Genomic DNA, 19,944 nt, shown 5'->3' on the forward strand with positions numbered 1-19,944 from the left:
CCCAACCGTGGAACTGACCACCATCTGGTTTCTCCTCGTCGCCGTGCTGTTCACCGGCTACTTCATCCTCGAAGGCTTCGACTTCGGCGTCGGCATGCTGCTGCCCGTGCTCGGCCGCGACGACAGGGAACGCCGCGTCATGATCAACACCATTGGGCCGGTCTGGGACGGCAACGAGGTCTGGCTGATCACCGCCGGCGGCGCCATGTTCGCCGCCTTCCCCGAGTGGTACGCCACCCTCTTCTCCGGCTTCTACCTGCCCCTGCTGCTCATCCTGCTGGCCCTGATCGCCCGCGGCGTCGCCTTCGAATACCGCCACAAACGACCCGAAGCCACCTGGAAACGCCGCTGGGACAACGCCATCTTCTACGGCTCACTCGTCCCGGCCATCCTGTGGGGCGTCGCCTTCGCCAACATCCTGCGCGGCGTACCCCTGGACGCCGACCACGAGTACGTCGGCGGACTGCTCAACCTGCTCAACCCGTACGCCCTGCTCGGCGGCGCGACCACCGCGGCGCTGTTCGCCACCCACGGCGCCGTCTTCGTCGCCCTCAAGACCGTCGGCGACATCCGCAGCCGGGCCGCCACGCTCGCCGTGCGCCTGGGCATCGCCGCCGCGATCCTCGCGGTGGCCTTCCTGAGCTGGACCCTGACCATCCGCTCCAGCGCCGCCGCCGTCGTGCTCGCCGTGGGCGCCGCGCTCGCCCTGCTCGGCGGACTCGCCGCCGCCACGGTACGCCGCGAGGGCTGGGCCTTCACCGGCACCGCCACGGCGATCGGCCTGGCCGTGGCCACCCTGTTCGCCGCCCTGTTCCCGAACGTGCTGCCCTCCACGCTGGATCCCGCCGGCACCCTCACCGCCACCAACGCCGCCTCCACCTCCTACACCCTCACGATCATGACCTGGGTGGCGGTGTTCTTCACCCCGATCGTGCTCGCCTACCAGGGCTGGACCTACTGGGTGTTCCGCAAGCGCATCGGCGTCGCCCACATCCCACAACACTGACCTGATCGGGCCGGGGACCACCATCCCCGGCCCGATCAGGCACCATCACCTGATGCCACACACCCACACGCACCGCTACCAGACCACCGTCACCTGGACCGGCAACCTCGGCACCGGCACCAGCGGCTACCGCGACTACCGCCGCGACCACGACATCACCACCGACGGCCGCCCACCCATCCCCGGCAGCTCCGACCCCACCTTCCACGGCGACCGGACCCGCTGGAACCCCGAACAACTCCTCCTGGCCGCCCTGTCCCAGTGCCACATGCTCGCCTACCTGCACCTGTGCGCCGACAAGGGCATCGTCGTCACCGACTACGTCGACCACGCCACCGGCACCATGACCACCGACAACACCGGCAACGGCCACTTCACCGAGGTGATCCTGCGACCCCGGGTCACCGTCGCCGACCCCACCACCACCGACGTCGCCACCGCCCTGCACGACGACGCCCACCACACCTGCTTCATCGCCAACTCGGTCAACTTCCCGGTCCGCCACCAGCCCGTCACCACCACCTGAACGGGATCACCACCTCGCGGCCGGCCACCGGCACAAATTCGGTCGACCGCACCGCCACGACCGCTATCGTCGGCCCGTGCCCGACGTGCGTGAACTCACCCCCGACGACCTGGACGACGCCTGGCAACTCGGCCGGCTCGCCTTCGGCTCCGACCCGCAACCACCCCCACCACCGAACCCCACCGGCCGCACCCTCTACGGCGCCTTCGACCCCACCGGCGCCCTCATCGGCAAGGCCGTCGACCTGCACGACGAACAGTGGTGGACCGGACAGCGCGTACTCTCCGCCGACGTCGCCGGCGTCGCCGTCGCCCCCGAGGCACGCGGCACCGGAGTGGGCCGGGCCCTGCTGACCACCCTGCTGCGCGACGCCCGCGACCGTGGCGCCGCCGTCAGCACGCTGTTCCCCACCACCGCCGCCCCCTACCGGGCCTGCGGCTGGGAGATCACCGGACAGCTGCGCACCCTCGACCTGCCCACCGCCACCCTGCCCCGGCACCGCCCCGACCCACGGCTGACCGTCCGCGCCGGCACCACCGCCGACCTGCCCGCCACCGCCGAGCTCTACCGCCGCGTCGCCCACCACCGCAACGGCCTGCTCACCCGCACCCACCCCCGGTTCACCGCCAGCGACGAACTGCCCTACGACGGACTCACCCTCGTCGAACACGACGGCCAACTGGTCGGCTACGCCGGCTGGGACCGTGGCCGCGGCTACGGCTCCGACGCCGTCCTCACCGTCGAAGACATCCTCGCCACCACCGCCGACGCCGCCCGCGCCCTCGTCGGCGTCCTCGCCAGCTGGCACAGCGTCACCCCGACCCTGCGCCTGGCCCCACTACCCGGCGACACCGTCAGCCTGCACCTGCCCCTGGAACGCGCCCGCGAACACGAACGCGACACCTGGATGCACCGGCCCGTCGACGTCGTCCGCGCCGTACAGGCCCGCGGCTGGCCCAGCCACACCCACGGCCAGGTCACCTTCACCCTCACCGACGACCTCGCCGACTGGAACACCGGCACCTGGCACCTCACCGTCGCCGACGGCCACGCCGACCTGCACCGCACCACCGACACCGCCGACCTGCACCTGACCGTACGCGGCTTCGCCCGCCTCTACACCGGCACCGCCACCGCCCGCACCCTCGCCGAAACCGGTCTGCTGCACCACGACACACCCGACCCGAGCGCCCTGGACCTGCTCGCCGCCGGACCCACCGCCCACCTCATCGACTACTTCTGACAAACGCCGGTGGCCCAGCCCGGCAGCGGATGCCGGACCGGGCCACCGGTCGGATCGAAATCCCTCAGCCCGCCTCGCGCAACTCCGCCAACCGGGCCTCGATCTCCGCCAACTCCGCCCGCAACTTCTCCGCCTGCCGCTCCGCCTCCGACCGCTCCGCCGCCAGGATCTGCTCCACCGCCTCGTGCACCCCCGGCACATCCACCAACGCCACCATCCGCAGCGCCTCCGCCGGCTTGAGCACGTACGGCTTGGCCAACACCTTCCCACCCTGCTGCGCCGCCACCGTCCACTCACCCTCGGCATAGGCCAACGTGACCGTCAACCCCGCCGGCCCCTTCGGCTTCGCCGCCTTCACCGCCCGCCGAGCCGGCTTCGCCTCCACCTTCGACCCCACCGTCTCGTCCACCCTCGGCTCCTCCCGACTCGACTGCTCCTCCGGACCCGGCTGCTCCTCACGGCGCTGCTGCGGTGCCCGGCCCAGCACGAACTCCGGTGTCACCGCCGGCGACTCGACCGGCGCCGACTCCACCTTCGACTCCGCCGGCCGGCGACCCGCACCGCGCGGCGCCACCGCCACGTCGGTGGGGGAGAAGGGCAACTCGTCACGCCCGAACCGCACCACCACGAACTCGTCGGACTCCGCCGGATCGGTCAACTCCACCACCTGACCCAACTGACCGGCGATCTGACCAGCCGCCGCCGTGAACACCACCTTCGGCTTACGCCCCGCGGCCAACGCCTCCCGGATGCCGCGTACCTCGTCCTCGGACAAACCCTGACCAGCGGCACCCATCGCCCACCCTCATTCCTCGTACACGTGTTCAGCCGCCTGCCTTGATACCAGCCGCCAGCGACAACACGAAGATCAGCCCCCCAACGCCCGCAACGCCCGATCGGCGTGCTCGTGCATGCCCAACTCGCTGTGCACCACCTCGACGACCCGCCGATCGACCCCGATCACGAACGTCATCCGCCGCATGCTCAACGGACCCAACGCCAGCCGCCGCCGCACCCCGAACCGATCCGCCACCACACCGTCCGGATCCGACAACAACGGATAGTCGAACCCGTGCAGCCGCGAGAACTCCGCCTGACGCGACACCGAATCCCGACTGATGCCCACCCGCTGCGCACCCACCGCCGCGAACTCCGCCGCCAGATCCCGGAAATGGCAACTCTCCGCCGTGCATCCCCGCGTCATCGCCGCCGGATAGAAGAACAGCACCACCGGCCCCGCCGCCAGCAACTCCGTCAACCGCCGCGGCCGACCCGTCTCGTCCGGCAACTCGAAATCGTCGACCAGGTCACCGACAGCCACACCCGCCACAAGCCCTCCCCACCGACACCGTCGCCGCGAGCGTAAGCCATCGACCGTCGCCGGCCGTGCGCTCGACCACACCGCGCTATCCGCCACCGCGACCACGCCGGTAACGTCCCCGACACCGGCTCGGGGCAGGGGAGAGGTCCATTGGCCAACGCCACCATCATCACCGGCGGCAGCCGCGGCATCGGCGCCGCCACCGCCCGCCGCCTCGCCCACACCGGCCACCACATCGCCCTCGGCTACCGCAGCGACCACACCGCCGCCGACACCGTCGTGGCCGACCTGCGCGCCACCGGCGTACGCGCCATCGCCGTACCCGCCGACACCCGCGACCCCGACCAGGTCACCGCCCTGTTCGACGCCGCAGCCGAACTCGGCACCCTCACCGGCCTGGTGAACAACGCCGGCATCACCAGCCCGATCGGCCCCTTCACCGACCTCGACCCCGAGGACCTGCGCCGCGTCGTCGACGTCAACCTCATCGGCTACGTCCTCTGCGCCCAACAGGCCGCCCGCCGGATGAGCGACGGCGCCGCCATCGTCAACCTCTCCTCCGTCGCCGCCACCCTCGGCAGCCCAGGGGAGTACGTCCACTACGCGGCCGTCAAAGCCGCCACCGACGCCCTCACCATCGGCCTGGCCAAGGAACTCGCCCCCCGCGGCATCCGCGTCAACGCCGTCGCCCCCGGCGTCATCCGCACCGACATCCACGCGCTCTCCGGCCAACCCGACCGACCCGACCGCGCCGCCGGCCGCATCCCACTCGGCCGCCCCGGCGAACCCGACGAGGTCGCCGCCGCCATCGCCTGGCTGCTGAGCCCCGACGCCTCCTACACCACCGGTGCCATCCTCCGCGTCGGCGGCGGCCTCTGACGCGCCATCCAACGCTGGCACTGCCGCACCATGACCGACGACGAGGCCCACACCTGGCTCGCCTCCTGGCCATCACGGTGGCAGGCCGAGAGTGTCGCCGGGTGGGCCGTCACCGGACCGCACCGCCTCGAACTCAACCACTCAACGCTCAATTTGGCCTCCTGCGCCGTCGCCCGGCGCGGCGGCTACCCGGCCACGGGGACCGCCCGCCGCGAAGGCCACCACGCCGACGGCTGGCACGACACCCACCGCCAGGCCCGCCTGCGCACCGATTCGCCCGGCACCCACCACCCGGTGTGAAACACCCCGCGCACCGCATCCACCGGCCGGCCTGCTCCGGACGGCCGGAATGCACACCGGCCCGGCGGGTAGACCCGCGATAGCCGCCACCGCGCTCACGGTGCCCGGCCGCCAGCTCGACGCAGGAGGGGAGCCGACATGCAGACCACCTACGACTCGGTGGACGACCTGGCCGCAGCGCTGCGCCGGGCGGCATCCGCGCACGACCGCCACGAGAAGGAACTCGGCCACCCCGACCCTGACTGGCCGGACTGGTACGCCCGCCACATGGTGGACGAGCGCGCCGGCCACCAACAGCACCGCTGAGCGGTCGGCGGTAGGTGCCCGTTCAACGTGAGGCAGGCCACGGCACCTCGTGGTATGTGGTCCCCGAGGAGAGGGTGACAACATGCTGGTGCCGCCGCAGCGGACCATCCCGTAGCGCGTCGAGGTCGACCGGTCGAGCCTCGACGAAGACTGTCGGCCAGATGAGATCCGGTACGGGTTGGCTGCTCAGGGGGTCGCCGAGCCGGGACCACTCAGCCTGCGCAATCCAGTCCTTTGACCACCCGACCTGGACAGTCCAGTCCTGCTCATGGACGAGGTAGCCCAACCCGGGTAGGGGGAGCAGCAACCCGTCCTCGGTCCTACCGTTCGCCGCGTAGTACCTCTCGATCTCCTCGATCGCCGAGTCGGTGTGCGGTACCAGGCCGGCGGCTCTGGCGCGCTTGTCGACCTCCCGCAGCACCTTCACCAGGTCGCCGTCGGCCCCGAGGTACCTGATCTCGCTGAGACTGCAACTGAGGCGGTACTCGTCGTGGGCCCACAGACCGTTTGTGTCGCCGGCATGGCAGATGTCCTGTGTTGCCACAGCGACCGGCCTGAGCGGCTCTGCCCGGCCCACCTCGGAGAGCAGGATGCTGATCTGCTCGGCGCTCGACGCGCTTGCCTGCCGAACCGCTGCCGATTGCGCTTCCCGGCTTGCTTCCTCGCGCGTGGGCGCGTCCGACCCGCAGGCCGTAAGCGTGAGCACCAGAGCCGCGGCTGCCGCCGCGGTGACCAGGTGACGAGGAGTCATGGTTGCGAGGATGACAGCCGCCTTCAGGCGAAGCATGAGTCGCAGTACTTGTTTCACCGGCGTCGTCAACCGTCGTGAGTGCCACGTGCGGGAGTCCTCGCCGCGCACCTGCACGGCGGTGACCCGCCCGCTCGCCGCCGCCGATCTACAGCCGATTCGATAATGTACATTATGTAAAGTTAAGGGGGTCGGCCCCTGCCCCTGACCGCGTCCGGGCCCACCCCCGCGAGGGTCAGTCGGTCGGACCGAAACTGACCTCGCTGGTCTCGACGGTCCCCGCCTGACGACCGGGCGCCCTGTGGAAGCTCCAGTACAGGTTGGTGTGAGCGATGACCTGCTCCGGCGGCGGCGCGCCGTAGGCGGTGAGGTCCTCCGTGGTGTGCGCGTCGCCGACAAGCGTCGCGTCGTAGCCCCGCACGAACGCGCCGTGCAGGGTCGACCGGATGCACGCGTCGGTCTGCGCGCCCGTGACGACCAGCCGGCCCACGCCGCGCTCGGCGAGCACCGTCTCAAGGTCGGTGTCCTCGAACGAGTCGCCGTAGCGCTTGTGCACCAGCGGCTCGCCGTCCTCGCGGACCAACTCGGGTACGTACTGCCAGGCTTCGCTGCCCTGCGGGAGGCCGTCGTCGGAGTGCTGCACCCAGACGACCGGCGCGCCCTCGGCGCGGGCCTTACCCAGCAGAGTGTTGATGTTGGCGATGACGCCGTCGCGGTTGTGGGTGCCCGTCACCACCCCGTTCTGCACGTCGATGACGAGCAGGGCCGTGTTGGGTCGCTCGGGCAGGGTCGTCATGGCACGCCTCCGGTGACGGTGAATTCGGTGATCGCACCGTAGCCCCGACCCCTGACAGAAACGCTCCCCTCCCCTCGGGCGCCGAACGTGAGAATCATGCATAATATCCCTTATGCATGACAAACAGGACGAATCGGTGGTCGCATTGATCGAGGAGTTCCTGACCGCCAGGGCCACCCGCAAGCCCTCCCCCCACACGCAGGCGGCCTACCGGCGCGATCTGACGGCCGTCGCCGCGCTCGCCGCCGAGCTGTCCACCCCTCCCCTCCCCCTGGCCGACCTGCCGGTCGACGTGCTCTCTCCCAAGCTGATGCGGGCCGCGTTCGCCCGGTTCGCCGCCGGCCGGGCGGCCAGTTCCGTCGGTCGGGCCTGGTCGACCTGGAACGGTTTCTTCTCCTTCCTGGTCGCCGAGCAGATGGTGGCCGGCAACCCGATGCCGGCGGTGGGACGTCCCCGCACTCCCCTGCCGACGCCCAAGCCGCTGCGCGGTGAGGACACCCCGGAACACCTGCTCACCTCGGTCGCAAGGGCCGAGGGACGGCAGCGGGACCCGTGGCCGGAGCGGGACGTGGCGGTGCTGGCGTTGGCCCTGTGCGCGGGGCTGCGGCTGTCGGAGTTGCTGGCGTTGCGGGTCGGTTCCCTCGGCGGTCGCCCCGGTGAGCGGCGGCTGGAGGTGGCCGGCAAGGGTGGGCGTCCCCGGGTGCTGCCGGTCGAGCCGGATCTGGACGCGGTGCTGGCGAGCTATCTGGACAGCCGGGCCCGCCGCTTCGGCGCGCGTACGGTGCGGCAGCTGTCGCCGCTGCTCGTGGATCGCCGGGGTGAGCCGCTGCGTCGGGGTGGTCTGCAGTATCTGGTGGAGTCCTGCTACCGGCGGGCCGGGATCGGTGACCGGGTGCCGCGTGGGGCGCGGTTGCACGCGCTGCGGCACACGTTCGCCACCCGGTTGGCCGAGGACGGTGCCGGGGCTGCGGAGATCATGCGGTTGTTGGGGCACGTGTCGTTGGCGTCGTCGCAGACGTACATCGAGGTGACGTCGGGCCAGCAGCGGGAGGCGGCCCGAGCCAACCGTACGTACCGGGCGTTGGCGGGGCTGCTGCCGGCTCCTGATTGATCTGCGAGATACGGGCGGTGGCACACCCCGGTCGCTTGCCGTGCCGGGACGGCCGTGGTCGCGTCGGGGTGATGGCACCGTCGGTGGTGGTGTGGCAGGGTGGCAGTGACGCGACTGGCGGCATCGGGGATGGGATCGACCATCGGGAAGCTCGTCGTGGGGGTCGTCCGCCTGGGCCCGCCACGGGCGAGGTGAGCCATGTCGACGACGATGACCGCGCGGTTGCTGCCGGGTGCGCCGGTGGCGGAGGCGATTCTGGCCCAGGTGGCCGAGGGTGTGACGCAGTTGCGGGCGGCGGGGGTGACGCCGACGTTGGCGACGGTGCTGGTGGGTGACGACGAGGCCAGTGCCGGTTACATCCGGATCAAGCAGCGGCAGGCGGCGGAGCTGGGTTTCGCGTCGCCGCACGTGCGGTTGGCGGCGTCGGTGTCCCAGGCCGACGTGCACGCGGTACTGGCCGACTTCAACTCCGATCCGGGGGTGCACGGGGTGTTGTTGCAGTATCCGATCCCCGGCGGTCTGGACTACGACCAGGCGTTGCAGACCCTCGACCCGGATTCGGATGTGGACGGAATGCATCCGGTGAACATGGGGCGGCTGGCGTTGGGGTTGCCGGGGCCGCTGCCGTGCACGCCGGCGGCGATCGAGGCGTTGTTGGCGTACCACGGGGTGCCGGTGGCCGGCCGTGAGGTGGTGATCCTGGGTCGTGGGGCGACGTTGGGGCGGCCGTTGGCGATGCTGCTGGCGCAGCAGCGGTCGACGGCGAACGCGGCGGTGACGGTGGTGCACACGGGGGTGGCGGACTGGTCTCGGTATACACGTCGGGCGGAGATTCTGGTGGCGGCGGCCGGGGTGCCGGGGATCGTGCGGCCGGAGCATGTGCGCCCGGGCGCGGTGGTGGTCGGTGGTGGGGTGCGGTACGCGGGGCGCCGGTTGCTGCCGGATGTGGACGAGTCGTGTGCGCAGGTGGCGGGGGCGATCACGCCGAGGGTCGGTGGGGTGGGTCCGGTGACGGTGGCGATGTTGTTCCGCAACGCGTTGCGGGCGGCGCGGGCAGCGGTTGGTCTGGTAGACCACCCGTAGTCGCAGCGACCGTGCCGCCGGCGTCCTGGAGGCAGCAACAACCCTGATGTTGCTGCCTCTGGACTGCGGGGGTTTCTAGCCGAGGTCGACGACCAGGGGCCGGTGGTCGGAGATGGTCGACAGTGGGGTGCGTACGGCCGCGACCGGGGGTAGCTGGTCGAAGCCGTGCCGGTCGGCGAGGATGTGGTCGAGCTGGACGCGGGGTTGCGTGGCCGGGTAGGTGGGTCGGCGGGCCAGCAGGTGCCAGCCGGAGACGGCGCGGGTGGCCCAGGCGGGCAGGTTCAGGTCGCCGAGCAGGATGCGGGGGGCGGGCAGGGCGCGCAGGGCGCGGATGACCTGGCGGAGTTGGCGGACGTTCCAGCCGGCGACGAAGGACAGGTGGGTGGCGGCGACGGTGAGCGTGCCGTGTGGGGTGTCCAGCACGGCGGCGAGCACGACGCGGGGTTCGTCGCGGAGCAGGATGAGGCCGCCGCCGGGGCCGGGCACGTAGACCGGGGAGCGTACCGGGGCGGGGTGCAGTCGGGTGACCCGCCAGCTGGTGACGGGGTGGCGGGAGATCAGGCCGACGCCGTAGCAGGGTTCGCCGTGGCCGTCGTCGTCGTGGGTGAGGGGGCGGAACGCCTCGCCGGGGGTGCCGACGACGGCGGCGGCGAAGCGGTGCTCGGGTGCGCCGATGGCCTGGGCGGCGATGGCGGTGAGGTCGAGGTGGCCGCTGCGGGACTGGTCGCGGTCGACCTCCTGCAGGGCCAGGACGTCGGCGTCGAGGGCGGCGACGGCGGCGGTCAGCCGGGCCGGGTCGACCAGGCCGTCGGCGAGGGACCGACCGTGCAGCAGGTTGAACGTGGCCAGGCGCACGCTGTCACCTTAGCGACGGCGTGGGACAGTTGCCCGATGCTGCGGGCGTTGTGCTGTTCGATGCTGGTGTTCGTCGCGATCGGTGGGGTGGGGATCTGGGTGCGGCGTCGTCGGGGCCGGTGAGGCTGGCCACAGCCGGCGGTGTGATGTGGCCGGCAGTGGGAAGAATGGCGGCTCGTGGAGGTGGACCCGGCGACCGTGGTGACGCTGCTGACCGCCGCCGCCCTGGCGGGCTGGGTGGACGCGGTGGTGGGAGGTGGTGGGCTGCTGCTGTTGCCGGCGTTGCTGGTGGCGGCTCCGGGGCTGCCGCCGGCGACGGCGTTGGGGACGAACAAGTTGGCGGCGATCGCCGGTACGTCGACGGCGGCGGTGACGTACGCCCGCCGTACGAAGATCGATTGGCCGGTGGCGGGGTCGGCGGCGGCGTTGGCGGTGGTGTGTGCGGGCCTGGGTGCGGCGTTGGCCGGGGCGGTGCCGCCGTCGGCGTACCGGCCGGTGGTGCTTGTGGTGCTGGTGTCGGTGGCGTTGTTCGTGGTGCTGCGTCCGGCGCTGGGGGTGCTGGCGGTGCCGCAGCGGCGGACCCGGGTGCGGGTGGTGGTGGCGGTGCTGGTGGCCGGGGTGGGCATCGCCGCCTATGACGGGTTGATCGGTCCGGGTACGGGCACGTTTCTGGTGTTGGCGTTCACCGCGCTGGTGGGTGCGGATTTCGTGCACGGTTCGGCGATGGCGAAGGTGGTCAACGCGGGTACGAACGCCGGTGCGCTGGCGGTGTTCGCGGTGACCGGGCATGTGTGGTGGCTGATGGGTGCGGCGATGGCGGTGTGCAACATCGCGGGGGCGTCGGTGGGCGCGCGGATGGCGTTGCGGCGTGGTTCCGGGTTCGTGCGGGTGGTGCTGCTGGTGGTGGTGCTGGCGTTGGTGGCGAGGTTGGGCTACGACCAGTGGGTGGCCGGGTGAGGGCGCGGCTGTACGTGCACCGGTCCCCCGGCCTGGAGTCGGTGTTGGCCGCCGAGGTCGACCATGTGACGTTGAACGTGGCGGCCGGCAATCCGGTGGCGGTGCGGTTGTACGAGCGGTTGGGGTTCACCCGGGTGGCCGAGTACGGCGAGTTCACGCTCGTGGCGCGGAAGGGGTGCCGCGGGTGGCTGGTTCAGCCGCGGTGGGAGGAGTCGAAGCGGCCGGCGCGGATCTCGCGTAGGGCACGGCGGCGGGTTTCGCCGCGCAGGGTGTCGACGTAGAGGCGACCGGCGAGGTGATCGGCCTCGTGTTGCAGGGCCCGGGCGAGGAAGCCGGTGCCGGCGATGGTGAGGGGTTCGCCGTGCTGGTCGTAGCCGTGGGCGGTCGCGTGCAGCGCGCGAGTGGTCGGGAAGTACAGCCCGGGGATGGACAGGCAGCCCTCGTCGTCGTCCTCAAGTTCGTCGGACAGCTCCAGCGTCGGGTTGACCATGTGGCCACGGTGGCCGTCGGCGTCGTAGACGAAGACCTGGGCGTTGACACCGATCTGGGGGGCGGCGACGCCGGCGCGGCCGGGCGCGCCGAGCAGGGTGTCCATCAGGTCGGTGACCAGGGTACGCAGTTCGGTGTCGAAACTGGTGACCGGTTCGCTGGGGGTGCGCAGCACCGGGTCGCCGATGATTCGGATGTCCCGCATCGTCATGTCGGCAAGGCTATCGGGCGGTGGCGGCGGGTGGGCGTCAGGTTCACCTCAGGGCGGCCCGTACCGGGGTGGTCTTGGCGGCGGCTTCGGCGACCTCGTCGGCGGGGTCGCTGTCCCAGGTGATGCCGCCGCCGGCCCAGACGTGCACGGCGTTGCCGTCGACGGCGGCGGTGCGGATGGTCAGGCCGAGGTCGATGTGGTCGGGGCCGATCCAGCCGAGGGCGCCCATGGCGGCGCCGCGGCCGACGGGTTCGAGGGCGGCGATGTGGTCGAGGGCGGCGAGTTTCGGGGCGCCGGTGACCGAGCCGCCGGGGCAGACGGCGCGGAGCAGGTCGGCCAGGCCGAGGCCGTCGGCGACGTCGGCGCGGACGGTGGATTCGGCCTGCCACAGGTCGCACCAGCGGCGTACGGCGAACAGGTCGTCGACGCGGACGCTGCCGGTGCGGGCGACGCGGGCCAGGTCGTTGCGTTCCAGGTCGACGATCATGATGTGTTCGGCGCGTTCCTTGGCGGAGGTGAGCAGGTCGGCGCGGCCGGCGGTGGTGGCCGGGCGGGTGCCCTTGATGGGTCGGGTGGTGAGGGTGCCGGCGCGGACCTCGATGAGGGTTTCCGGGCTGGCGCAGCCGATGGCCCAGCCGGGGCCGGTGAGGGCGCCGCCGTAGCGGGCGCCGGGGAGGCGGCCGAGGCGGGTCAGGGCCGGCAGCGGGTCACCGGTGTAGGGGGCGCTGGCGTGGCCGACGAGGTTGACCTGGTAGACGTCGCCGTGGCCGATGGCGTGGCGGATCGCGGTGACCGCGTCGGCGTGCTGGTGGGGGGTCCAGCTCTCGGTCCAGGTGCCGAGCCACCACCGCGCTGGCGGGTCGGGACGCGCTGGGGCCGCCTCGGTGTGGCCGTAGACGACGACGGCCACCTCGGGCAGGTCGGCGGGGTTGGGTGCGCCGGGTGCGCCGCCGGCGAGCAGCGCTCCGGCGGCGGCGGACACGTAGAGGGCGGCCCCGCAGATGTCTTGGCGGTGGTGGTGGGCCGGGCGGGCGGGGCGGGCCAGGTCGTGCAGGTGCAGGCCGTGGTCGGCGAGGAACTGTTCGGCGTACGCGGCCGGGTCGCCGCCGTCGGCGGGGCGCCACTGCCAGCGGGCCCGTTCGACGAGTCGGCCGCGGCAGGAGGCGGGAACGGCGGGTGGATCGACAACCATCCGTGGGAGCGCTTCCACGACGTCCGGGCGGTTCATGCTCATCCGTTCAGCGGATTTCCCGCGCACCACGCGCACATCCGGTCGATGCGGCACGCTTCCGCTTGGTACTGTGCGTCACTGGTCATGTGAACCATGACACAGTGCCCCCACAGTCCGGAGAACCCGATGTGCCAGCACCAACCCACCTGTCCCTCCGCCGAAGCCACCGACCGGGAAGCCGCCAGGGTCATCGCCTGCTTCCGTGAACAGGGCTGGAGCCTGCTCTGCAACGGCGTCATCGTCTTCGAGGACACCGGCGAGCTGCTGCCCGACGGCAGCAGCATCGCACCGCACCGAGGCCCCGCCCGACACGCGCTCGCCGCCTGAGGCGACGTCACGATCCGTCACGACGTCTTTCCCGCGCCGACCCAGGCTAGTCCCCCGGTCAGGGACCGCCACGACCAGGTCGGCGCGGTACCGGACCGGTCAGTCCTCGTACGCCTGCGGTGACGGGCACGAGCAGACCAGGTTCCGGTCGCCGTACCCGCCGTCGACCCGACGCACCGGCGGCCAGTACTTCCCCGCCCGGTCCACCCCGCCCGGCCACGCACCCACCGACCTCGGGTACGGGTGCGGCCACTCGTCACCGCCGACCATCGCCGCCGTGTGCGGCGCGTTGGCGAGCGGACTGTCTCCGGCCGGCCACTCACCGGAACCCACCTTGTCGATCTCCGCCCGGATGGCGATCATCGCGTCGCAGAACCGGTCCAGCTCGGCCAGGTCCTCGCTCTCGGTCGGCTCCACCATCAACGTCCCCGCCACCGGGAACGACATCGTCGGCGCGTGGAAGCCGTAGTCGATGAGCCGCTTGGCCACGTCGTCGACGCTCACCCCGGTCGCCTTCGTCACCGGCCGCAGATCCAGGATGCACTCGTGCGCGACCAGGCCCTTGTTGCCCGCGTACAGCACCGGGAAGTGTTCCCGCAGCCGCGCCGCCACGTAGTTGGCCGCCAGCACCGCCACCCCGGTCGCCCGCGCCAGACCGTCGGCGCCCATCATCCGCAGGTACGCCCATGGGATCGGCAGGATCCCCGCCGACCCGTAGCGGGCCGCCGCGATCGCCGGCCGGCCGTCGACCGGCGCACCGGCCGGATCACCCGGCAGGAACGGCGCCAGATGCGCCCGCACCGCCACCGGACCCACCCCCGGCCCACCGCCGCCGTGCGGAATGCAGAACGTCTTGTGCAGGTTCAGGTGCGACACGTCGGCCCCGAACCGGCCCGGCCGGGCGAACCCGACGAGCGCGTTGAGGTTCGCCCCGTCGACGTACACCTGCCCACCGGCGTCGTGCACCTTCGCGCACAACTGCGCGATACCCGTCTCGTACACCCCGTGCGTCGACGGGTACGTCACCATGATCGCCGCGAGGGTGTCCCGATGCGTGTCGATCTTCGCGTCCAGGTCGACCAGGTCGACGTTGCCGTCGTCGTCGCAGCCGACCACGACCACCCGCATCCCGGCCATCACCGCGCTGGCCGCGTTGGTGCCGTGCGCCGACGACGGGATCAGACACACGTCCCGGTGCTGCTCACCCCGGCTGTGATGCCAGGCGCGGATCGCCAGCAGCCCCGCCAACTCGCCCTGCGAACCGGCGTTGGGCTGCACACTCACCGCGTCGTAGCCGGTGACCTCCGCCAGCCACCCCTCCAACTGGCCGACCAGTTCCCGGTAGCCGGCGGTCTGCTCCGCCGGCGCCAACGGGTGGATGTCCGCGAACTCGGCCCAGCTCACCGGCTCCATCTCGGTGGTGGCGTTCAGCTTCATCGTGCACGACCCCAACGGGATCATGCCCCGGTCCAGGGCGTAGTCGAAGTCCGCCAGCCGACGCAGGTACCGCAGCATCGACGTCTCCGACCGGTGGGTGCGGAACACCGGATGGGTGAGGAAGTCACTGGTGCGGGCCAGCCCGGCCGGCAACGCCGCCGGCACCTCACCGTCGACGCCGTCGACACCGAACGCCGCCCACACCACCGCCAGGTGCTCCACCGTGGTGGTCTCGTCGCAGGACACACCGACCCGGTCGGCGTCGACCAGCCGCAGGTTCACCCCACGCCGCCGTGCCTCGGCCACCACCTGCCCGGCCCGACCCGGCACCCGCGCGGTCACCGTGTCGAAGAACGCGACGTCGGTGACCTCGACGCCACCGGCCCGCAACCCGGCGGCCAGCCGCGCCGCCATCCGGTGGGTACGGGCCGCGATCTCCCGCAGCCCGTCCGGACCGTGGTAGACGGCGTACATGCCGGCCATCACCGCCAGCAGCACCTGCGCGGTGCAGATGTTGCTTGTCGCCTTCTCCCGCCGGATGTGCTGCTCACGGGTCTGCAACGCCAACCGGTACGCGGACGCGCCGGCCGCGTCCCGGGACACCCCGACCAGCCGGCCCGGCAACATCCGCTCCAGCCCCGCCCGCACCGCCAGGTAGCCGGCGTGCGGCCCACCGAAGCCCATCGGCACCCCGAACCGCTGCGTGGTGCCGGCGACGATGTCCACGCCGATCTCCCCCGGCGGCCGCAGCACCGTCAACGCCAACAGGTCCGCCGCCACGCACACCAGCGCCCCGGCCGCGTGCGCGGCCTCGACCAGCGGGGCGTGGTCGCGCACCGCCCCGGACGCACCCGGATACTGCAGGTGCAGACCGAAGAACTCCGCCGGCAGCGGCTCGACGTCCAGGTCCAGCACCCGCACGTCGATACCGAGCGGCTCCGCCCGACCGGCGATCACCGCGATGGTCTGCGGCAGGGTGTCGGAGTCGACCACGTACACCCGGCTGCCGGCCTTCGACGCCCGCCGCGCCAGGGTCATCGCCTCCGCCGCCGCGGTGCCCTCGTCGAGCATCGACGCGTTCGCCGTCGCCAGGCCCGTCAGATCCGACACCATCGTCTGGAAGTTCAGCAACGCCTCCAGCCGACCCTGGCTGATCTCCGGCTGATACGGCGTGTACGCCGTGTACCAGGCCGGATTCTCCAACACGTTGCGGCGGATCACCGCCGGGGTGTGGGTGCCGTGATACCCCAACCCGATCATGGACACGGCGACCGTGTTACGGGCCGCCAGGGCCCGCAGTTCGGCCAGGGCGTCGGGTTCGCTGGCCGGCGGCGGCAGGTCCAGCCGGCCGTGCCAGCGGATCACCTCGGGAATCGCCGCGTCCATCAACTCGTCGATCGAGGCGTACCCGACGGCGTCCAACATACGGCGCTCGTCGTCGGGACCGGGACCGATGTGACGGTCGGCGAACTGCTCGGCGGTCATGGGCGCTCCTGCGCGGGCGAGGGTCGACAGGTCGGCCCTCCCCCTCTGTCACACCCCGCGGGCGCTCCACAGTGCCTGACCCGACGTGGTCCTTCTGCCTGAGAGGTTCCGGGGAGGATTTGCCCCTTCGGCGCCGCCCAGCTGTCGCCAGGCGGTCTCTCCCACGTCGGTGCTACCGGCGCGATCAACGCTACCAGCGGGCCCCCACGGCCCGCACCGAAGCCCCTGACCTGTCCCCCGGTCACCCGCCGACCGGACTCGGCACCGGCAGCGTCGCCGGACCCACCGACGTCCCGGCACCGAGCAGCCGGTCGGCCAACGCCGGCAACACCCGCCCCAACGGTGCCTGCACCCGCAGACGCGCGTACTCGTCGCCACGGGTCGGCCCCTGGTTCACGATCACCACCGGCACGTTCCGCTTCGCCGCCCGCAACACGAACCGGCGCCCCGACATCACCGTCAACGACGACCCCAGCACCAGCAGCAGCCGGGCCTGCTCCACCAACGCGAAACACGACTGCACCCGCGCCGCCGGCACCGTCTCGCCGAAGAACACCACGTCCGGCTTGAGCAGCCCACCACAGGCCACGCAGTCGACCGTACGGAACGCCGCCACCTGCGCGTCAGCGAGATCCACGTCACCGTCCGGGTTGACCTCGACGGCCTGTCCGGCGAACCCGGCATTGGCCGCCCGCAGCCGCCCGTCCAACTCCGCCCGCGACGTACGACGCCGGCACCCCAGACAGACCACCTCGTCGAGCCGCCCGTGCAACTCCGTCACCTCACGGCTACCGGCCGCCGAGTGCAACCCGTCGACGTTCTGCGTGATGATCCCCGTCACCAGCCCACCCTGCTGCAGGCGGGCCACCGCACGGTGCCCCTCGTTGGGTGCCGCCCCGGCGATCACCCGCCACCCCAGGTGGCTGCGCGCCCAGTACCGCCGACGCGCCACCGCGTCGGCCAGGAACGTCTGGTACGTCATCGGCGTGTGCCGGCGGGCGACACCACTGGGCCCCCGATAGTCGGGAATGCCCGACTCGGTGGACAACCCGGCGCCGCTGAGCACCACCACCCCACCGGCAGCCACCAGACCCGCCAGCGGCTCGATCAGCTCCTGCACCCACCCATCGTGCCTCAGCGCCGCCGCGGCGACGAACGCCAGCGACGAACGCCACCGGCGGCGGTGAACCGCCACCGGTGGCACCCACGGACCGCCGCAGCGGCGCCGGGCGGGCTCGCCTCAGCGCTGCTGATGCCGGGGCAACGACCGGCCCGCCGCCACTGCGGCCGCCGCCGGCTGCGCGCCGATGCGCTCCATGGTCCGGGACAACTGCTCACTGCCGTCGTCCAGATGCCGCGCCGCCGCCTGCATATGCGAGATCATCATCTCGCCGTAGATCCGCAGTGCCTCCCGCGCGGCCACCCCGTCGTCGAAGGTCGGACCCGCCGCCACGTGGTAGTCCTGCACCGCCCGCTCCGCCTCCTGACGGGCCTCCTCCACCGCCGCCCGCACATAGCTCTCGTACTGGGTACGGGCGTACTCGGCGACCCGCCGCGCATAGTCGTGCGCCTGCGCGATGATCTGCTCGGCCTCCCGCTGCGCCGCCGAGAGCAGATTCACCTCCTTGGCCGCCGGCACCTTCGACGTCGGCTCCGAACTCGGAATCACCCCGTGCCGGTGCAGCTCCACATGGTCGTTGAGCCGCTCATTCTCCGCCCGCAGGTTCGCCACCTGCGTCGACAGCAGATCCAACTCGTCGGCCACCTGCACCCGGAACCGGTCCACGTCGTTCTGGTCGTACCCGCGACGCCCGAACGACGACGACCCGAACTCCCACCGGCGCACCCGGTCGGCGGTCATCCGCACCTGCACACCGGTGGCGACCTGCCCACCGTCGTACCGGCCGACCGGAACCGCACTCACCGCACCGGCCCGCCACTCGCGGCCACGAGGCTCACTCACCGGGCACCTCCGGAATCGTCAGAGACAGCGGGGCCTCCCACCGCCGTCCGCCACGAGGGGCCGTACCAGTGCCTACCCAGACCCTCGTGATGAACCTGCCCGGCATGGAAGCCGGACCGGGTCAGAATCGCCACCGTGTGCGACACCATGTCGTCGGAACCACACACGTACACATGCCGGGACCGCCAGTCACCGTCGGCCAGCGCCCGGTCCACCGGATACACGAACTCCCCCGGCCGGTTCACGTCCAACCCGACCACCTGCGTCACCGACAACCACGGGTACGAGGCGGTCAACTTCTCCAACGCGTCACCGTCGTAGAACTCGCTGCGCGAACGCGCCCCCACGTACACGTCCACCCGACGCCGGGAACCCTCCGCGGCCACCTGCTCCACCAACGCCTTCAGCGGCGCCCAACCGGTACCACCGGCCAACAGCAGCAGATCCGCCGAACCGGCCGCCCGCAACGTCAACCCGTCACCCACCGGAGCGGCCAGATGCACCTGGTCACCCACCGCACACCCGTACACCAGCCGCGACGACACCGCACCACCCGGCGCCGCCCGCACATGCAACTCCACCGTGCCGTCCGCCCGTGGCGCGTTCGCCGGCGAGTAGTACCGCCACGACCGCACCGCCGGATGCGACACCCCGACCGACTGACCCGCGGTGAACGGCAACAGATACTGCGGACGCAACGTCAGCACCGCCACGTCGAACGCCCGCCGCTCGTGCCCCACCACCTCCGCGGCCCACCACGGTGGACTCGTCGCCTCAGCGGCCTGCGCCGCCTCGGTCATCACCTGCGCCACCAGCCCGTACGCCGCCGTCCAGTCCTGCGCCAACTCGTCGGTCCACTGGTCGGCGAGAAAATGCCGCAACGTCGCCAGCAACGCCTCACCCACCGCCGGGTAATGCTCCGCCCGCACCGCGAACTTACGGTGGTCGACGCCCAGATCCTGCAGGAAACCCACCAGCCGGTCCACCTGGTCCACCTGGGACACGATGTGCCCGAGCGCGGTCACCAGCCGATCCCGCTGCCCCGCCATGTTGGTCGGGAACATCTGCCGGGTCTCCGGATACGCCAGGAACAGCGTCGAATAGAAGTAGAGCGGCACCTGGTCACCGTGCGCGGCGACCAGCGACCAGCTCTGCTTGAGCCGGGGCACGTCCACGCTCAGGCGCCCGCCTGGTCCCCGCCGGCCACCACCTGGTCCTGCACCTGCGCCAGCACCGCCTGCACGTCGACGATGATGTCGCCCGGCACACCCAGCTGCGTCAACGTCGCCGTCAGATGCTCACCCACCTTGACGTAGTGCGCCACCGGAATGTTCAGGGGCTGATGCGCCGACGCCAGGTCCCGGCCGGTGTACTCGTTCGGACCACCGAGCACCACCGCCAGCATCAACGCCAGATGCCGACGCTGCCCCGCCATGTCCACCTCGGCGAAGTAGCCGGCAAGTTCCGGGTCGGCGAGCACCCGGTCGTAGAACAGCTCGACAGCGGCCTTCACCGCTGCCGCCCCACCGATGCGCTCGTAATGCGAGACCGGAGCGGTCTCTTCGGTAACCGTCACGGGTGTTTCCTTCCGTCGTGAGGGGACGCGCGGTGTCAGCGCACGCAACGACGACCCGCCGACGTCGTAACCACCCCACGGCAGCGACGGCCGA

Annotated in this window: 22 protein-coding genes and 2 riboswitches; of the genes, 10 read left to right on the top strand and 12 right to left on the bottom strand. The window is 71.7% G+C overall.

Annotated elements, in window-relative coordinates:
- Positions 1-7: 7 nt before the first annotated feature.
- From cydB to eis, 3 genes are all read left to right on the top strand, one after another.
- Positions 8-1,006, top strand: a complete 999-nt coding sequence (gene cydB / locus KBX00_RS18900) for a cytochrome d ubiquinol oxidase subunit II (RefSeq protein WP_210828799.1) — start codon at positions 8-10, stop codon at positions 1,004-1,006.
- Between the two features lie 52 nt (positions 1,007-1,058).
- Entirely contained in the window at positions 1,059-1,532 is a 474-nt protein-coding gene (locus KBX00_RS18905; RefSeq protein ID WP_210828801.1) for an OsmC family protein, read from the top strand.
- 76 nt (positions 1,533-1,608) lie between these two features.
- Positions 1,609-2,775, top strand: a complete 1,167-nt coding sequence (gene eis, locus KBX00_RS18910) for an enhanced intracellular survival protein Eis (RefSeq protein ID WP_210828802.1) — start codon at positions 1,609-1,611, stop codon at positions 2,773-2,775.
- A gap of 64 nt (positions 2,776-2,839) precedes the next feature.
- Here the strand turns inward: eis and KBX00_RS18915 are convergent, their stop codons facing one another.
- Together KBX00_RS18915 and KBX00_RS18920 are read right to left on the bottom strand one after the other, a co-directional pair.
- Entirely contained in the window at positions 2,840-3,571 is a 732-nt protein-coding gene (locus KBX00_RS18915) for a hypothetical protein (protein ID WP_210828803.1), read from the bottom strand.
- Positions 3,572-3,643: 72 nt separating this feature from the next.
- Entirely contained in the window at positions 3,644-4,105 is a 462-nt protein-coding gene (locus KBX00_RS18920) for a peroxiredoxin (protein WP_307868878.1), read from the bottom strand.
- Between the two features lie 141 nt (positions 4,106-4,246).
- On the opposite strand from KBX00_RS18920, the gene KBX00_RS18925 reads away from it, so the two are divergent.
- The 3 genes from KBX00_RS18925 (at position 4,247) to KBX00_RS18935 (ending at position 5,581) form a co-directional block, all read left to right on the top strand.
- Positions 4,247-4,975: an SDR family NAD(P)-dependent oxidoreductase gene (locus KBX00_RS18925; protein ID WP_210828804.1), complete on the top strand. Its 729-nt coding sequence runs from the start codon at positions 4,247-4,249 to the stop codon at positions 4,973-4,975.
- Between the two features lie 30 nt (positions 4,976-5,005).
- On the top strand, positions 5,006-5,275 hold the full coding sequence (locus tag KBX00_RS18930; protein WP_210828805.1) for a hypothetical protein: 270 nt from the start codon (positions 5,006-5,008) through the stop codon (positions 5,273-5,275).
- Positions 5,276-5,413: 138 nt separating this feature from the next.
- Entirely contained in the window at positions 5,414-5,581 is a 168-nt protein-coding gene (locus KBX00_RS18935) for a hypothetical protein (protein ID WP_210828806.1), read from the top strand.
- Positions 5,582-5,603: 22 nt separating this feature from the next.
- On the opposite strand, the gene KBX00_RS18940 is transcribed toward KBX00_RS18935, so the two are convergent.
- Positions 5,604-6,440: a hypothetical protein gene (locus KBX00_RS18940; RefSeq protein ID WP_210828808.1), complete on the bottom strand. Its 837-nt coding sequence runs from the start codon at positions 6,438-6,440 to the stop codon at positions 5,604-5,606.
- 124 nt (positions 6,441-6,564) lie between these two features.
- Complete coding sequence (locus tag KBX00_RS18945) at positions 6,565-7,125, bottom strand: cysteine hydrolase family protein (protein ID WP_210828810.1); 561 nt, start codon at positions 7,123-7,125, stop codon at positions 6,565-6,567.
- A gap of 112 nt (positions 7,126-7,237) precedes the next feature.
- Between KBX00_RS18945 and KBX00_RS18950 the strand changes: the two genes are divergently transcribed.
- Together KBX00_RS18950 and KBX00_RS18955 are read left to right on the top strand one after the other, a co-directional pair.
- Complete coding sequence (locus tag KBX00_RS18950) at positions 7,238-8,236, top strand: tyrosine-type recombinase/integrase (RefSeq protein WP_210828811.1); 999 nt, start codon at positions 7,238-7,240, stop codon at positions 8,234-8,236.
- A 100-nt stretch (positions 8,237-8,336) separates the two neighbouring features.
- Positions 8,337-8,420, top strand: a riboswitch (ZMP/ZTP riboswitch).
- 14 nt (positions 8,421-8,434) lie between these two features.
- Positions 8,435-9,319 carry a bifunctional 5,10-methylenetetrahydrofolate dehydrogenase/5,10-methenyltetrahydrofolate cyclohydrolase gene (locus KBX00_RS18955; RefSeq protein ID WP_210828813.1) on the top strand — a complete coding sequence of 295 codons (885 nt, stop codon included), beginning with the start codon at positions 8,435-8,437 and terminating at the stop codon, positions 9,317-9,319.
- 75 nt (positions 9,320-9,394) lie between these two features.
- Here the strand turns inward: KBX00_RS18955 and KBX00_RS18960 are convergent, their stop codons facing one another.
- Positions 9,395-10,174 carry an endonuclease/exonuclease/phosphatase family protein gene (locus KBX00_RS18960; protein WP_210828816.1) on the bottom strand — a complete coding sequence of 260 codons (780 nt, stop codon included), beginning with the start codon at positions 10,172-10,174 and terminating at the stop codon, positions 9,395-9,397.
- A 177-nt stretch (positions 10,175-10,351) separates the two neighbouring features.
- Here KBX00_RS18960 and KBX00_RS18965 point away from each other — a divergent pair, with 177 nt between their 5' ends.
- Positions 10,352-11,131 carry a TSUP family transporter gene (locus tag KBX00_RS18965; protein WP_307868882.1) on the top strand — a complete coding sequence of 260 codons (780 nt, stop codon included), beginning with the start codon at positions 10,352-10,354 and terminating at the stop codon, positions 11,129-11,131.
- A 193-nt stretch (positions 11,132-11,324) separates the two neighbouring features.
- Here KBX00_RS18965 and def read toward each other — a convergent pair whose 3' ends face one another.
- Together def and KBX00_RS18975 are read right to left on the bottom strand one after the other, a co-directional pair.
- The gene (def, locus tag KBX00_RS18970; protein WP_210828818.1) at positions 11,325-11,831 is read right to left on the bottom strand and encodes a peptide deformylase; all 507 of its coding nucleotides are present in this window, start codon (positions 11,829-11,831) and stop codon (positions 11,325-11,327) included.
- Positions 11,832-11,874: 43 nt separating this feature from the next.
- A complete protein-coding gene (locus KBX00_RS18975; protein WP_210828821.1) occupies positions 11,875-13,092 on the bottom strand; it encodes a chorismate-binding protein in 1,218 nt (405 codons plus the stop codon).
- A gap of 96 nt (positions 13,093-13,188) precedes the next feature.
- Here KBX00_RS18975 and KBX00_RS18980 point away from each other — a divergent pair, with 96 nt between their 5' ends.
- Positions 13,189-13,389 (top strand): DUF5999 family protein, encoded by a 201-nt coding sequence (locus KBX00_RS18980; RefSeq protein WP_093402410.1) that lies wholly within the window; start codon positions 13,189-13,191, stop codon positions 13,387-13,389.
- A gap of 99 nt (positions 13,390-13,488) precedes the next feature.
- On the opposite strand, the gene gcvP is transcribed toward KBX00_RS18980, so the two are convergent.
- The 5 genes from gcvP to KBX00_RS19005 all read right to left on the bottom strand — a co-directional run bounded on the left by gcvP (position 13,489) and on the right by KBX00_RS19005 (position 19,850).
- Positions 13,489-16,311, bottom strand: coding sequence for an aminomethyl-transferring glycine dehydrogenase (gene gcvP, locus KBX00_RS18985; RefSeq protein WP_210828822.1), 2,823 nt, complete (start codon positions 16,309-16,311; stop codon positions 13,489-13,491).
- 76 nt (positions 16,312-16,387) lie between these two features.
- A riboswitch (glycine riboswitch) is annotated at positions 16,388-16,485 on the bottom strand.
- 67 nt (positions 16,486-16,552) lie between these two features.
- Complete coding sequence (locus tag KBX00_RS18990) at positions 16,553-17,431, bottom strand: NAD-dependent protein deacetylase (protein ID WP_210828824.1); 879 nt, start codon at positions 17,429-17,431, stop codon at positions 16,553-16,555.
- A 120-nt stretch (positions 17,432-17,551) separates the two neighbouring features.
- Positions 17,552-18,274: a DivIVA domain-containing protein gene (locus KBX00_RS18995; protein ID WP_307868883.1), complete on the bottom strand. Its 723-nt coding sequence runs from the start codon at positions 18,272-18,274 to the stop codon at positions 17,552-17,554.
- Entirely contained in the window at positions 18,271-19,449 is a 1,179-nt protein-coding gene (locus KBX00_RS19000; protein ID WP_210828826.1) for a globin domain-containing protein, read from the bottom strand. Before KBX00_RS19000 ends, KBX00_RS18995 begins: the two co-directional genes overlap by 4 nt.
- Before the next feature lie 2 nt (positions 19,450-19,451).
- Positions 19,452-19,850: a group 1 truncated hemoglobin gene (locus KBX00_RS19005; RefSeq protein WP_210828827.1), complete on the bottom strand. Its 399-nt coding sequence runs from the start codon at positions 19,848-19,850 to the stop codon at positions 19,452-19,454.
- Between the last annotated feature and the right edge of the window lie 94 nt (positions 19,851-19,944).

The organism is Micromonospora sp. C95, assembly GCF_018070465.1.
Taxonomy (GTDB): domain Bacteria; phylum Actinomycetota; class Actinomycetes; order Mycobacteriales; family Micromonosporaceae; genus Micromonospora.

Excerpts from the sequence above, each read along its gene's own strand:
- KBX00_RS18950 (WP_210828811.1), top strand. The coding sequence starts at position 7,238 with ATGCATGACAAACAGGACGAATCGGTGGTCGCATTGATCGAGGAGTTC.
- KBX00_RS18930 (WP_210828805.1), top strand. The coding sequence starts at position 5,006 with ATGACCGACGACGAGGCCCACACCTGGCTCGCCTCCTGGCCATCACGG.
- gcvP (WP_210828822.1), bottom strand. The coding sequence starts at position 16,311 with ATGACCGCCGAGCAGTTCGCCGACCGTCACATCGGTCCCGGTCCCGAC.
- KBX00_RS18935 (WP_210828806.1), top strand. The coding sequence starts at position 5,414 with ATGCAGACCACCTACGACTCGGTGGACGACCTGGCCGCAGCGCTGCGC.
- def (WP_210828818.1), bottom strand. The coding sequence starts at position 11,831 with ATGACGATGCGGGACATCCGAATCATCGGCGACCCGGTGCTGCGCACC.
- KBX00_RS18955 (WP_210828813.1), top strand. The coding sequence starts at position 8,435 with ATGTCGACGACGATGACCGCGCGGTTGCTGCCGGGTGCGCCGGTGGCG.
- KBX00_RS18915 (WP_210828803.1), bottom strand. The coding sequence starts at position 3,571 with ATGGGTGCCGCTGGTCAGGGTTTGTCCGAGGACGAGGTACGCGGCATC.
- KBX00_RS18980 (WP_093402410.1), top strand. The coding sequence starts at position 13,189 with ATGTGCCAGCACCAACCCACCTGTCCCTCCGCCGAAGCCACCGACCGG.
- KBX00_RS18945 (WP_210828810.1), bottom strand. The coding sequence starts at position 7,125 with ATGACGACCCTGCCCGAGCGACCCAACACGGCCCTGCTCGTCATCGAC.
- KBX00_RS18905 (WP_210828801.1), top strand. The coding sequence starts at position 1,059 with ATGCCACACACCCACACGCACCGCTACCAGACCACCGTCACCTGGACC.